Consider the following 14,424-nt stretch of genomic DNA (forward strand, 5'->3'; position numbering starts at 1 on the left):
GAACCCGGCGACTATGCCGCAAAGCCTTTGTGACTGTCCAGTTCTATGCAATAGCCAGCACGATGGCCGATGTTTGCGCGAAATATGTGACCGGGTGATTAAATCCGGTCATTTGCTTTCGCAACACGTTCGGCGAAGTCTTTCGCATTGATCTCGCCGATCACTCGCACATCGCCGCGTTCGACACCGTCCTTGCCGAAAAACATCAGGGCCGGAGGGCCAAACAGTTTGTAGCGATCGAGCAGTGCGCGCTGCTCGGCATTGCTGGCGGTGATGTCGAAGCGCACGAGGCGATAGCCTTTCAAACGTTCGATGACCGTGGCGTCGTTGAGCACTTCGCGTTCGATGACTTTGCAACTGATGCACCAGTCGGCGTACCAGTCGAGCAGCAGCGGGGTGCCGGCGGATCTGGCTTCGGCGAGGACCCGGTCCAGGTCGGCCGGGGTGCTGATGGTTTGCCAGGCGCTGGTGTTTTGCGGTCGTTCATTGCCGGCAATAATGCGCGGCTGGCCAATCGGGTTGAGCGGGTCGGTCTGACCGCTGAACGCCCCGAACCAACAGGCCAGTGCGTAAAACAGCAGGAACATCCCGAGCAGCTGGCTGAGGCGTTTTCGAGGAGGTTTGTAGACGAATTCCAGCGCGCCCATGAACAAACCGACGCCACCGGCCAGCAAACCGATCAGCAGCAAGGTGATCTGGCCCGGCAATACGCGACTGACCAACCCGATCGCCAATCCTAGCAACAACACGCCAATCGCATTTTTCACATAGACCAGCCACGGCCCGCTTTTCGGCAGCCAAGCCGCGCCACCGGTGGCCACGAGCAACAACGGTGCGCCCATGCCGAGGCCAAGCATGAACAGTTTCAATCCACCCCCCAGCGCATCGCCGCTGGCGCTGATGTAAAGCAGCGCACCGGCCAGCGGTGCCGAAACGCAGGGCGACACCAGCAGGCTGGAGACCACGCCCAGCACCGCGGCGCCCCAGAGCGAACCGCCTTCAGTGCGACCGGCGATCCGGTCCAGGCGACTGCTGATGGCCTGTGGCAACTTGAGTTCGAACACGCCGAACATCGCGAGGGCAAATACCGCAAAAAACATCGCGAAGGGCACCAGCACCCACGCCGATTGCAGACGCGCCTGAAGGTTGAGCTGAGCGCCGAACATTCCCATCAACGCCCCCAGCAGGGCGAAGCAGGCGGCCATTGGCAGGACGTAAGCGAGCGACAAGTTAAAGCCGCGCAACCCGCCGACCTGACCGCGCAAGACCACGCCGGAGAGGATCGGCAGCATCGGCAGGACACAGGGGGTGAAGGTCAAACCCAGACCTGCGAGAAAGAACAAGGCGAGTTCGCGCCAGCTCCAGCGCTGTGCCGTGACGGGCGTCGGTGCGCCAATGCCATCAATGTTCAGGCGTTCGGTTTCAGGCGGATAACACAGGCCTTTGTCGGCGCAGCCCTGATAGGTCACGGCCAGCGTGAAAGCGCGCGGATCGGTGCGCGGCACTTCGACGTCGAGAATGCCGTGATAGACCTCGACGTCGCCAAAGTACTCATCGTGCTTCTGTTCGCCCTTGGGCAATTGCGCCGCGCCAAGGCCAACCTCGGCTGGATCGGCGCGAAACTGAAAGCGATGACGATAGAGGTAGTAACCCTCTGTCGCGACAAAACGCAGTTTGATTGATTGCGGCGTGCTGTCTACCAGGCTCAGCTGAAACGCCTCGCGCACCGGCAGGAAGTCGGCGCTGTTGTTGATCGAGCCCAGGGTGGAACTGGGCCGACTCTCCAGCAACCCGGCGGCGGAGGCCGGCAGGGCGAGCACTAAAAGCAGCAGGCAGAGCAAACGGCGCATGACAATCTCGCGTATCGGAATTGGGGGCATGATAGCGGACGTCGGGCGGGCGTGCAGGGCGGGGCGTTTGATGGTGATTGTTCTGACGCCATCGCGAGCAGGCTCGCTCCCACAATGGAATGCAGATCCCCTGTGGGAGCGAGCCTGCTCGCGATGGCAATCTATCAGACGCGAAAAGCCTGAACGGCTGTATGCAGTCGGCCACCCAGCACCAACAAGTTCTCCCCTTGCACACGTCCTTCACCGATGCGCAGCAAGTTATCCCCACCCAATTGGTGAATCCGCTCGCTGTGATCGCGGATCTCACTGACAGCACCACTCTGCTGCGCAGTGACGTCGGCAATGCGCACGGCAGTGTCAGAAATGGTCTGGATCGCCCCGACGATTTTATCCAGTGCACCATCGGCCGCCTGCGCCTGATTGGCCGTGGCTTCGGCGTGTTCGACCTGGGCGCGCATGCCTTCGACCGATTGCCGCGCGGCGGTTTGCAGGCCGGCGATCAAGGTCTGGATTTCTGCCGTGGCCCCGGCCGTGCGTTGCGCCAGTGAGCGAACCTCTTCCGCCACCACCGCAAACCCGCGCCCCATCTCCCCGGCGCGGGCGGCTTCGATGGCGGCGTTCAGGGCCAGCAGGTTGGTCTGGTCGGCAATCGAGCGGATCACCGTCAGCACGCCACCGATGGTCGCCGACTCTTCAGCCAGGTGCTCGATCATCTGCGCATTGCCTTGCACTTCACCCACCAGCGCGTGCAGGCCGGTGAGGCTCAGGCCGATGACTTTCTGACCATGCTCAACTGCCAGTCCGGCATGGCGACTGGCGTCGGCAGCCTGGCTGGCATCGCCGGCGACTTGTTGAATCGTTGCTTCCAGTTCGCCGAGAGAATCACGAATCAGCGCGGTGTCGCCGGCCTGGTGTTCGGCGCCGCTGTGCAAGTCGTTGCTCAACTCGGCCAGGGTGCGGCTGCTGCCGGCGACCTGCTCGGCATTGAGGCGAATGGTCCCCACCAGGTCCACCAGGTACGCACGCATGCGATTGAGCGACGCTTCAATGTCGTGCAGTTCGCGATTGGTTTTGCCTAATTGAATGTCCTGGCTGAAGTCGCCTTCGGCCCAGGTCGAAAGGGCGGGGGCGAGGTTGGTCAGCGTCCGGGCCAGTTTCCGTTGCAAGGTGTCGATCAACAAGGCGATCAGCAGAATCAGGCCGATCATCACGCCTTGCATCAAGCGCACTTCGCCCTGGATCTGCCCGTGCTGGGCACGAACCACCGGCTCCAATGCGGCGATGGCTTGCTGCACGTCGGCGATTTTCAGGTGCGTCGCCGTGCTGAGGTCGGTGCGCTTCTGGATCTGGTCGCGAGTCCGCGCCAGTTCGGCGGGGTAACGTGTCAGAAGGCTGTTGAGCTCCCGTTTGAGGCCGACGCCAGCATCTTCGGCGACAGCTTTTTCGGTGTTCTCCAGCCCCATCATCGCGGCGAAATCATCCGTGCCGGATTCGCTGCTGGCCGCCACGCCGAGCAGCGGCAAGGCGCCGATCAGCTCCGACTGCGCGCGGATGCTGGCGACTTCGCGCTCGACGTCGGCGGCCAGTTCACTGCGACCGCTGCTGACCAGTTTGTCCCGGGCCAGCGACAGTTTGCCCAGGTGCTGGGACGCGGCGAGCAAGGGCGCGAGGTATGCCGCGTTGCCGCTGGCGTATTGGCTGAGTTGGTCGAGACTGGCGCCCAGTTCGCGTTCGGCTTGCAGCAACAGCGCCTGAGGATCACCAGCGAGTTTGCCGGCGGCCAGCAGGTCGGTTTTGCTGAATTCATTCAGGCTCGACAGGCTCGGACGCAACGTGTCGGCCAAGGCCGGCGGCAGTTCACCGAGTTCCTTTTGCAGGCTGTCGATGGACTGGCTGGCGCTGCTCAGGCGCAGGGCATCGCCGCTGGCGAGGTAGTCCTCGACGTTGCGCGCCACTTCATTCTGAAATTGCTGGGACAGCCCCAGGTAACGCTCCATCAGCAGATAAGGGCGTTCGAGGGCTTTTTGCGACCACCAGAGCGTCGCGCCAAGGGCCACGCACACGGCGACTAAAAGGAGGGTATTGAGATTGGTCAGCAGCTTCAGGCGCATCGCGGGTCTACCAACGGCAGAATGGTAAGCGCCTGAAGTTATTGCGTTTCTGTTACAGGGTTATGACCGAATGGGTCCATTCCGATGAAAAAGTGGCACTTTGCTTTGACGTTCGCGCAGCCTGCACGCGGTTACGTCCGCCGTCCTTGGCGCGATACAGCGCTTCGTCTGCCTGGCTGGCCATCATCAGGCTGTCCGAGTGTTCGCACAGCTCAACCACCCCGGCGCTGAACGTGCACCACAAATCCTGAGGCTGGGCCGGGTAGTGGATTTCGGCAAATCGCTGACGGATTTCATCGAGCACTTTGTGGGCTGCTTCGAGATCGGTGTCCGGCATGACGATGGCGAATTCTTCACCGCCATAGCGGCCGATGAAATCGGTCTTGCGTAACCGCTGCTTGAGGAACAGCGCCAGGCTCTTGATGACCCGGTCACCCATGGGGTGCCCGTGGCTGTCGTTGACCCGTTTGAAGTGGTCGATGTCGAGCATTGCAAAACTCAACGGCTTGTTCTCGCGGCGGGCGCGGAAGCTACAGTCTTCGAGCAATTGCAGAATGTGGGTGTGGTTGTACAGACCGGTCAGGCTGTCGCGGACCATCCGTGCCTTCAGATTGCGCGCCCGTGCCGCGCGGTTGCGCACGGTGGTGATCAGGTGCCGCGGCTTGATCGGCTTGGTCAGGAAGTCGTCGCCGCCTTCGCTCATGGCGTCGAGTTGCTTGTCCAGATCGTCTTCGGCCGACAGGTAAATGATCGGCACGCTGACGTAACGGTCATTGTGACGGATCACCTTGGCCAGTTCCGTGCCGGTGCAGGTCGGCATGTACATGTCGAGGATGATCAGGTCCGGCTGAAAGTCCGCCAGTTCGGCCATGGCCTGAATCGGGTCGATCAAGGTGCGCGTGACGATTCCGGCGCTGTTAAGCAGACGCTCGGTGTGCAAGGCCTGGGCGCGGGAGTCGTCGATGATCAGCACTTTATAAGGTTCGTACTGGGCGACACAGGTCAGGACTTCGATCTTCTCCAGCAGGCTCGAGGCTTCGAGGGTGCCGGTGAGGAATTCCTGGCCACCGGCACGCACGGCGGCGAGGCGGGTCGGGGTGTCGGTCTCGAGCAAGCTGAAGAACAGCAGCGGTAAAGGCTCGTCCAGTCCGACCTGGGCCTCGGCGGCCAGTTTCAGGCCGATGCCGGGGCCGCTGAAGTCCACGTCCATGACGATCGCCGCGGGCAGGCGCTCGACCATCGAGGAGCGAAACGCAGCAACGCTGTCCAGGGATTGGGCGCTGAGCCCGAAAAATTCCAGCTGCTTGGCCAGGCGCTCGGCGCGGTCGTGATCTTGCAGCATCACGTAGATCGGCTTGCGCAGCGGTGGCAGAAAGGTTTGTTCGAGTTGATCGCCGTGGCGCAGGCCGGTTCGCGACAGGCGCTGCATCAAGCGATTGAGGTCGGTGATCAGTCCGCTGCTCAGGCGTCCGCGATTGGCGTCGACAGCCTCCAGCGACTGGCCGATGTGACGCGCCAGTTGAGTGTGTTCCGGTTGTTCGAAACGCTCGGCAAAGCGCAGCAGGCGCAGGTTGGCCTCGCTCAGCTCCGACAAATCGGTAGTGGACCACTCGCTGCGTTGCAGGCGCTGCCATATCTCAAGAATCTGACGTGCCTGATGAATTACCCGCTGGGCAAAGTGGTGCTTGAGGCGCTCACGGCTGGGGTCTTCTGGCTCGGTCATATCCTGACTACTAGTTAGGGTGCATGCTGAGATCGACTGGTGGCTCTATGCTAGCACCTCTTTTCAATCCCATGAGTGTCGTGTGTCAATAATCTGCAAAGCGGCAACATTCAGTTTCTGACTGGCTGGTCGCTTAGGCTCGCCGCTGTGCGTAATACTTGTAGCAGCTGGCGCAGCCTGCGTTCGGCTGCGAAGCAGTCGTAAAACCTGAACGCGAGGTCTTTCTGAAACACCGCATCGTACGAATTCACGACTGCTTCGCAGCCGAACGCAGGCTACGCCAGCTGCTACAAAGGTGTGTGCTTCATTTATAGTGGGGCCTCGACCCGATTAATGCGCGGCAAACGAGGCACGATGGCGTAGGGTTGTGGTCGAACCGATGAACTCAAGTGATTGAAAGGATATCGCCATGCTGGACTGGAAGAATCGCGCGGGCAGCGCGCCTGAACGTGCCGCTGAACCGAAATCGGCCACCCGCAGTTACGTTGGCGGCCTGTTGTTCAGCCGGGCGCTGGCCACGCTGATTGGCCTTTACCTGCTGGTGGCGATTGGGCTGGGGTGGTATTGGAGCCAGGAGCCTGCGCTGTTCCCGGTTCAACAAAATGCTCAAGCGGCTGCCGAAAAAGAAGGCAAGCAGATGGTTGTCGGGTACACCACGGTCGAAACCCTCAAGACCGTCGCCGGTACTTTGCTGAGCAAGCCAGGTGGCTATATTTCCAACGACCGTTTCCCGCCGGGCTTGTGGATGGACAACACGCCGAGCTGGGAATATGGCGTGCTGGTTCAGGTCCGCGACCTGAGTCGTGCCATGCGTAAAGACTTTGCTCGCTCCCAGTCGCAGTCCACCGAAGACGCTGACCTGGCCAAGGCCGAGCCGCGTTTCAACTTCGACAACAAGAGCTGGGTACTGCCGTCCAGTGAGTCCGAATACCAGGAAGGCATCAATTCCCTGAGCCGTTATCAGGCACGTCTGTCCGATCCAAGCCAGAAAAGCGCGCTGTTCTATGCCCGCGCCGACAACCTGAACAACTGGCTGGGCGATGTCGGCACCCGTTTGGGTTCGCTGTCACAACGCCTGTCGGCCAGCGTCGGCCGGGTCAAGCTCAACACCGCGCTGAAAACCGAAGTCCTGGCCCCAGGCCAAGTGCCACAGGTCGATGAAGAAATCGTCGAAACCCCGTGGATGCAGATCGACAACGTGTTCTACGAAGCCCGTGGCCAAGCCTGGGCCTTGTCCCATCTGCTGCGCGCCATCGAAGTCGACTTCGCCGATGTGCTGGCCAAGAAGAACGCCACGGTCAGCGTGCGTCAGATCATTCGCGAGCTGGAAGCGTCGCAAGAGCCGGTCTGGAGCCCGATGATCCTCAACGGCAGCGGCTTCGGTGTGCTGGCCAACCACTCGCTGGTCATGGCCAACTACATCTCCCGGGCCAACGCCGCAGTGATCGATCTGCGTCAATTGCTCAATCAAGGCTGAGTCATGGTCGATACCGCCAAGGAGGCTGCCCATCGCGCGGCCTCGGATGCCGAACAGATCGCCTGGGTCGACGAGCAGGACAACCTGCTCGGCGCCCTGGTCCGCTCCGACCTGCGCGAGCGCGGGCTGATCGGGCGTGGCACCTACATCATGCTGTTCAATTCTTCCGGTGAACTGTGCGTTCACCGTCGAACCCTGAGCAAAGCCATTTACCCCGGTTACTGGGACGTGGCGGCGGGCGGCATGGTGCTCGCCACCGAGACATACGCCGAATCGGCGGCACGTGAACTGGAAGAAGAACTGGGTGTGAGCGGCGTGGAATTGACCGCCCATGATCACTTCTTCTTCGAGGACACCGGCAATCGCCTCTGGTGTTCGGCGTTTTCGGCGGTGTGGGACGGTCCGTTGATCCTGCAGCCGGAAGAGGTGCTGGAAGCGCGCTTTATCCCCATCGATCAGGTCCTCCTGGAAATTCAGCAAAAGCCTTATTGCCCGGACTCTTTGGCCGCGTTGAAGCGCTATCTGCGCGCCCGTGGCGAGGACGTCGCAAAAGAGCTATAAATTGGCGCCGATTGGCTCTTAGCAAGTCGGCTTTTTGCCGTTACACTGCGCGACCTTTTCAAGCTGAACCGGCATTGCTTTCTGTAGGAGCGAAGCTTGCTCGCGATGGACGTTAACGATAACGCGTGCATCCAGATTTTACGCATCGTCCTTGCGTTCTTCGCGAGCAAGCTTCGCTCCTACAGGGTTGTACCGTTTCAGTAGCGCTGCCCCTGCCTGAGTGGGGCTTCGCGGTCGATGGCAGCTTCCCAAGTTGCCGCGACCAGTCTTTGTCCTCCCAAGAGGATTGCCGGTGGCCAAAAAAGCCGCATCCTTCGCCGCCCTTGGTGGCCTGGTATTTTCCACCGACGCAGGTCGTCATTGCCCCGATTGCAGTAAACCGGTGGACGCCTGCATCTGCAAACAGACCATTATCCCGGCCGGCGACGGCATCGCTCGCGTGCGTCGCGAAAGCAAGGGCCGCGGCGGCAAGACGGTGACCACCATCACCGGCGTACCGTTGGCAGAAGAAGCGCTCAAGGACTTGGCCACCACGTTGAAGAAACGGTGCGGGACCGGTGGAGCGTTGAAGGACGGAATCATCGAAATCCAGGGCGATCATGTCGAGCTACTCTTGGCTGAATTGATCAAGCTGGGTTTCAAAGCGAAGAAATCCGGCGGCTAGCAGCCTCTGTGAAAACCACCCTCGGCTTGATCCAGTCCCGATTCAACTCTGGCCTGGCGTCGTCTACATGGTTTTCACAGAGCCTGTTCTGACCGGTTTCTAAACTCAGCGCTGAATGTGAGGTCTATGGCCCTTGCATGCAGGCTAATCGTCATTTTCATTCTTTAGACTGCGCCGGCCTGAACCCAGGCGACGCTCTATGACTTCTTTATAGGGGACTTCAATGTCCGTACGACGCACACGCAAAGACGATGGCAGCCAATGGACAGTTGCGGACAGCCGCAGTGTTTACGGGATTCGCCATTGGGGGGCCGGGTACTTCGCGATCAATGACGCCGGTCGCGTCGAAGTTCGTCCGAACGGTCCGGCCAGTTCGCCTATCGACCTCTTCGAGCAAGTCGACCAGCTGCGCAAAAGCGGCCTGTCCTTGCCGTTGCTGGTGCGTTTCCCGGACATTCTGCAAGACCGCGTGCGTCAGCTGACCGGTGCGTTCGACGCCAACATCGAGCGCCTGGAATACCAGAGCAAGTACACCGCGCTGTACCCGATCAAGGTGAACCAGCAAGAAGCGGTGATCGAAAACATCATCGCCACCCAGGACGTTTCCATCGGCCTGGAAGCCGGCTCCAAGCCTGAGCTGCTGGCCGTGTTGGCCTTGGCGCCGAAGGGCGGCACCATCGTGTGCAACGGTTACAAGGATCGCGAGTTCATCCGTCTGGCGCTGATGGGTCAGAAACTCGGCCACAACGTGTTCATCGTGATCGAGAAAGAATCCGAAGTCGCCCTGGTGATCGAAGAAGCGGCCTCGCTGAAGGTGAAGCCTCAAGTCGGCCTGCGTGTGCGTCTGTCGTCCCTGGCCTCGAGCAAGTGGGCGGACACCGGTGGCGAGAAATCCAAGTTCGGTCTGTCGGCGGCGCAGCTGCTGTCGGTGGTCGAGCGTTTCCGCGCGGCCGGCCTGGATCAGGGCATTCGCCTGCTGCACTTCCACATGGGCTCGCAGATCGCCAACCTGGCGGACTACCAGCACGGTTTCAAGGAAGCGATTCGTTACTACGGCGAACTGCGCAACCTCGGCTTGCCGGTTGACCACATCGACGTCGGTGGCGGTCTGGGTGTCGACTACGACGGTACGCACTCACGCAACGCCAGTTCGATCAACTACGACATGGACGATTACGCCGGTGTCGTGGTCGGGATGCTCAAGGAGTTCTGCGACGCGCAGAACCTGCCGCACCCGAACATCTTCTCCGAAAGCGGCCGCTCGCTGACCGCTCACCACGCCATGCTGGTGGTGCAGGTGACCGACGTCGAGAAGCACAACGACGACGTGCCGCAGATCGAGAACAAGGAAGAACTGCCGGAAACCGTGCAGTGGCTGGTTGACCTTTTGGGCCCGACCGACATCGAGATGGTCACCGAAACCTACTGGCGCGCGACGCACTACATGAGCGACGTGGCCACCCAGTATGCCGATGGCAAGATGACCCTGGCTGAAAAAGCCCTGGCCGAGCAATGCTACTTTGCCGTGTGCCGTCGCTTGCACAACTCGTTGAAGGCCCGTCAGCGTTCGCACCGTCAGGTGCTCGACGAACTCAACGACAAGCTCGCCGACAAGTACATCTGCAACTTCTCGGTATTCCAGAGCCTGCCGGATACCTGGGCCATCGGTCAGGTGCTGCCGATCTTGCCGCTGCACCGCCTCGACGAAGAGCCGCTGCGTCGCGCCGTGCTGCAGGATCTGACCTGCGACTCCGACGGCAAGATCAAGCAATACGTCGACGAGCAGAGCATCGAAACCAGCCTGCCGGTACACGGTCTGAACGAGGGTGAAGACTACCTGCTGGGGATCTTCCTGGTCGGTGCCTATCAGGAAATCCTCGGCGACATGCACAACCTGTTCGGTGACACCGATTCGGTGAACATCTACCAGAACGCCGACGGCAGCGTGTACCACGCGGGTATCGAAACCCACGACACCATCGAAGACATGTTGCGTTACGTGCACTTGTCGCCGGAAGAGCTGATGACCCATTACCGCGACAAGTGCGCGAGTGCCCGCATCACGGCCGCCGAGCGCACCCAGTTCCTCGATGCTCTGCGCCTGGGCCTGACCCGTTCGTCTTACCTGTCTTCTTGAGGTAAGGCGCCGCTCTCATCAGGTTGTCAGAAAATGTTCCGCACGCTGCGGAAATTTCAGATGACCTGGTGAGACACTTCCCTGATTTAAAGCGAAATGACTCACATCCCCGGCTATCCAAGCGATGTGGTCCTCTTTTCGCGTAGGTCATTTCCTAAGTTGTACTTCGGCACTCTACTCGGCCAACTCTCTCAGAGAGAATCCCCGGCCGCCCCTCCTGTAGAGAATCGCCGATGTTCGATCCAGTCAACGAGCCGTCATTTCGTCTGGATGTAGAGGGTCTGCCCGACCCCGTTGAGGTCTTGGCCTTTACCGGCAGTGAAGCGATCAGCGAACCCTTCGTGTTCGATGTGGATCTGCTGATCGATGACCCGACATTGGACCTGGCAAGCCTGCTGTACCGTCCGGCCTTTTTGCATCTCGGGCCGCCGGGGACCGGTTTTCACGGACAGTTGCATGAGCTCGTCCAGGCTGGCCATGGCGCTGCCCCGAGGCTTTGCCGTGTGCGTCTGAGGCCGAAGCTGGCCTGCCTGGCCCAGCGTTTCAGCCAGCGCATTTTCAGCAACCGTTCCGTACCCGAGATCCTCGCCCAGGTGCTCAAGGAGCATGGCATTGCCGGCAAGGATCGGCGCTTTGACTTGAGTGGCGATTACCCGCCGCGTGATTTCTGCACGCAATACCGGGAATCGGATCTGCAGTTTCTCCAGCGTTTGTGTGCTCAGGAACGGCTTCACTACCACTTCGAGCATCGCCGGCGCGGGCACTGTCTGGTTTTTGGTGATGGGCAGGAACAATTTCAGCAGGGAGCCGAGATGGTCTTTGAGCCCGACACCGAACAGCCCGGCGTGCAGCAGTTCAAGGTTCAAGGCAATACGCAGGCTGGCGAAGGTCAGACGAACCTGATGACGCTGCGCAGCGGCCAACGCGTTTTGCTATCAGGCCATCCGTGCGCCGACTGGAATCGTCTCTGGCTGCTGATCCATGTCGAGCATCAGGGTGGGCAGACGCCGGGGTTTGCTTATGGCAACCAGATCCGCGCTGTTGCCGGGGCGTTACCTTTCGCGGCGCCTCATTCAGTCATGAGCCCCCGGATGCACAGCTTGCAGCGGGCCTGGGTGGTTGATGTCGATGAGGTGCAACCCGATTCATCCAGACCCGTTGCCGTGCAATTTGACTGGGTCTATCAGGGCGAAGGCGCTGCGCCCAGCCACTGCTGGCTGCCGTTGGCACCGGAACTGGACGGCGCGCACGTCATGCCGTTGAGTGAAGGTGCGCAGGTCCTGGTGAGCTTTATCGAAGGTGACCCGGATCAACCCTTAATCACCGGATTCCTTCCCGGCCCACCCTTCACCCAAGCGTCAGGCTTGCCCGAGCTCCCCTCCGTCGCGTCGGCAGATGAAAACGGGGCGGTCGGCGGATTGTTGCGTTTGTTGCAATCCAGCGAACCGATTGTGCTGCTGTGTCTGTTACCCGGCGGGGGCAGTTTCAGCCATTGTGCGCAAGCCTTCTGCACCTGCCGGGCAGCGACGCAGCTTGGCCAGAGCGGTGCGGCATGATCGTCGCCCAGGCGCCCGACTCCATCGCACAATGGCTGTTACTCGACGTACCGGGGGAGCCCCGGGCCGGTGCGGTGCTGCGCCAGCAGTTTGCGCAGGTCCGACGGTTCCGGCTGTTCGATGGCACCGAATTGCAGCCGTTACGCGAGCACGGGCCGCTGTTGGTCGACCTCAAGGGCTGTCCGGCGCTGGGTGAGTTGTGCCTGCGTGAACCGCACGTCTGGAGTGGATTGTTGCTGGTCAGTGAGGCTTCATCGGCGCAGTTGCTCGAGCATTTGCGCCGCATGCTCACGGTCACCTTTGGCCTGCATCACCGCGCGTTGCTGAGTTACTACAACCCCCACACCGCCAGTTACTTTTTCGATGCCTGCGATGCGCTGGAACTGAGTCGCTGGCTGGGGCCGATCAGTCAATTGCGCTGGTTCGGTGGAACCTGGGCCGACCGCGCAATCGGCAGTCAGGGCTGGCAGCAGTTGTTCAATCCGGGGCTTGCCGTCAGCCCGTTGGCCATCGAAGAAAATCTGACGCCTCGTCAGCGGGACACCTTGCAAACCTGCCTGCTTGAGCAACACGTCTGGCATTGGAGCCAGTCCACCGGGAGCGATTACCACCGCCTTTGGGCCTACGTGCAGGAAGGGCTGGCACTGGGTTTCAGTGAACGCGCGGTGCTCGATGGCTGGTTATGGCTGCGCTTGCAGTACCCTGGCGCTACGCCCGTGCAGCCATTGCCGGGCGCTACCCAACAGGAACGTCTCGATAGCCTGCGCAACTTGTGGCAGAACGATCAACCCTGAACACACGGCTCGATATTGATGGCGGCGCCTATCCGGTGCATGCCGACTCAATCAACCCGGCCTGTGAACCAGCCGTCGTTCTTGCGCAGAATCCAGGCGAACCCGCCGAGGGTCAGGCTGCGTAGCGCCATGAACAACAGGAACGTTATCCACAGTCCATGGTTGCCCAAGCCTTGCAGTGCCCAGGCGAACGGCAGCAGCACAATGACCGTCAGCAGCATGCCGTTGCGCATTTCCCGGGCCCGCGTGGCGCCAATGAACAGCCCGTCGAGCAGGTAACTCCAGACGGCAATCAACGGTAGCACTGCGAGGTAGGGCAGGTAGATAAACGCGGTGTCGCGCACGCTCTGGATGTCGGTCTGCATCTCGATGAACAGGTGCCCGGCGAAGGCGAACAGCACGGCAAAGCCCAGACTCGCCAGCAACGACCAGCCGCAGGCAACCACCAATGAGCGACGCAGCGCCTCTCGATCGCGCGCGCCGATGGCATGCCCGCACAGGGCTTCCACGGCATGGGCCAGACCATCCAGCGCGTGGGCGGTCAGCAGCAAGCCATTGAGCAGCAAGGCGTTGGCGGCGACAGTGGCATCACCGAGCCGCGCGCCCTGCACAGTAATCAGGAAAAACACCGATTGCAGCGCCAGGCTGCGGATAAAAATGTCGCGGTTGACGGCCAGCAGTGGCCGCCAGCTTTGCCACAATGCCAATGCGGCCCAGGCGATGTGGCCGGGATAGGTGCGCAGGGCTTTGCGAGTCATCAGTAGACCGATTACTGCGCCGGTCCATTCGGCAATCACCGACGCCCTGGCCGAGCCGACCACGCCCCAGTCCAGTCCGAGCACGAACCACAGGTTCAGCGCGATGTTCACCAGGTTGGTGCTCAGCAGAATCGCCAGCGGTGCCCGGGCGTTCTGGGTGCCAAGGAACCAGCCCACCAGCGCATAACTGGCCAGTGCAGCGGGTAGACCGAATAGCCGAGTGTGAAAAAACTCACGAGTGAGTTGGTCGAGCTCGGCCGAGGGTTGCATGAAGTGCATCGCGACGCCGCTCAACGGGACGCCCAATGCGCCCAGGACAATGGCCAGCCCCATCGCCAGCAACAAGCCCTGCAACAAAATCTGCCGCAACGCCGCGCCATCCCCACGGCCGGCCGCCTGGGCAGCGAAACCGGTCGTGCCCATGCGCAGAAAGCCCATGCCCCAGGCCAGAAAGGTATACAGGCTGGCCCCGACCGCGACGGCGCCCAACTGATGGGCGTGGGGCAGGTGGCCGATGACGGTGCTGTCGACCAGCGCCACCAGCGGAACGGAAATGTTCGAAAGAATCATCGGCGCGGCAAGCGCCCAGACCCGACGATGGGTAGGGCGGTCGCGCCAGTCGGCAATCAGGTTGGACATGCAGGCTCCTTGGGGAGCGCGCATTGTAACGACACATTTGAAATCTATAGCGATCCAATGTGGGAGCGACGGTGCGGCGATCCGACCTGCTCGCGATGAGGCCGGCACATTCAATATCTATGTTGACTGTCACGACGTCATCGCGAGCAGGTCG

General features: G+C 61.1%; 10 protein-coding genes. 6 read left to right on the top strand and 4 right to left on the bottom strand.

Annotation, left to right across the window (positions count from 1 at the left end; all coding sequences use genetic code 11):
* Positions 1-98 precede the first annotated feature (98 nt).
* The 3 genes from ACA070_RS03100 to gcbA form a co-directional block, all read right to left on the bottom strand.
* Positions 99-1,850, bottom strand: coding sequence for a protein-disulfide reductase DsbD (locus ACA070_RS03100; protein WP_497449993.1), 1,752 nt, complete (start codon positions 1,848-1,850; stop codon positions 99-101).
* A 164-nt stretch (positions 1,851-2,014) separates the two neighbouring features.
* Positions 2,015-3,961: a methyl-accepting chemotaxis protein gene (locus tag ACA070_RS03105; RefSeq protein WP_497449994.1), complete on the bottom strand. Its 1,947-nt coding sequence runs from the start codon at positions 3,959-3,961 to the stop codon at positions 2,015-2,017.
* 52 nt (positions 3,962-4,013) lie between these two features.
* Positions 4,014-5,684, bottom strand: coding sequence for a diguanylate cyclase GcbA (gene gcbA, locus ACA070_RS03110; protein ID WP_497449995.1), 1,671 nt, complete (start codon positions 5,682-5,684; stop codon positions 4,014-4,016).
* A 409-nt stretch (positions 5,685-6,093) separates the two neighbouring features.
* Between gcbA and ACA070_RS03115 the strand changes: the two genes are divergently transcribed.
* The 6 genes from ACA070_RS03115 (at position 6,094) to ACA070_RS03140 (ending at position 12,873) form a co-directional block, all read left to right on the top strand.
* Positions 6,094-7,161, top strand: a complete 1,068-nt coding sequence (locus ACA070_RS03115; RefSeq protein ID WP_497333089.1) for a DUF2333 family protein — start codon at positions 6,094-6,096, stop codon at positions 7,159-7,161.
* 3 nt (positions 7,162-7,164) lie between these two features.
* Positions 7,165-7,722 carry an NUDIX hydrolase gene (locus ACA070_RS03120; RefSeq protein ID WP_497449996.1) on the top strand — a complete coding sequence of 186 codons (558 nt, stop codon included), beginning with the start codon at positions 7,165-7,167 and terminating at the stop codon, positions 7,720-7,722.
* A gap of 292 nt (positions 7,723-8,014) precedes the next feature.
* Positions 8,015-8,386: a translation initiation factor Sui1 gene (locus tag ACA070_RS03125; protein WP_497449997.1), complete on the top strand. Its 372-nt coding sequence runs from the start codon at positions 8,015-8,017 to the stop codon at positions 8,384-8,386.
* A gap of 223 nt (positions 8,387-8,609) precedes the next feature.
* The gene (gene speA / locus ACA070_RS03130; protein ID WP_497449998.1) at positions 8,610-10,523 is read left to right on the top strand and encodes an arginine decarboxylase; all 1,914 of its coding nucleotides are present in this window, start codon (positions 8,610-8,612) and stop codon (positions 10,521-10,523) included.
* A 233-nt stretch (positions 10,524-10,756) separates the two neighbouring features.
* Positions 10,757-12,079 carry a type VI secretion system Vgr family protein gene (locus ACA070_RS03135; protein ID WP_497449999.1) on the top strand — a complete coding sequence of 441 codons (1,323 nt, stop codon included), beginning with the start codon at positions 10,757-10,759 and terminating at the stop codon, positions 12,077-12,079.
* The gene (locus ACA070_RS03140) at positions 12,076-12,873 is read left to right on the top strand and encodes a DUF4123 domain-containing protein (protein ID WP_497450000.1); all 798 of its coding nucleotides are present in this window, start codon (positions 12,076-12,078) and stop codon (positions 12,871-12,873) included. The genes ACA070_RS03135 and ACA070_RS03140 overlap by 4 nt, the downstream gene beginning before the upstream one ends.
* A gap of 47 nt (positions 12,874-12,920) precedes the next feature.
* On the opposite strand, the gene ACA070_RS03145 is transcribed toward ACA070_RS03140, so the two are convergent.
* On the bottom strand, positions 12,921-14,270 hold the full coding sequence (locus ACA070_RS03145) for an MATE family efflux transporter (RefSeq protein WP_497450001.1): 1,350 nt from the start codon (positions 14,268-14,270) through the stop codon (positions 12,921-12,923).
* Between the last annotated feature and the right edge of the window lie 154 nt (positions 14,271-14,424).

The organism is Pseudomonas sp. LBUM1678, from assembly GCF_059695575.1.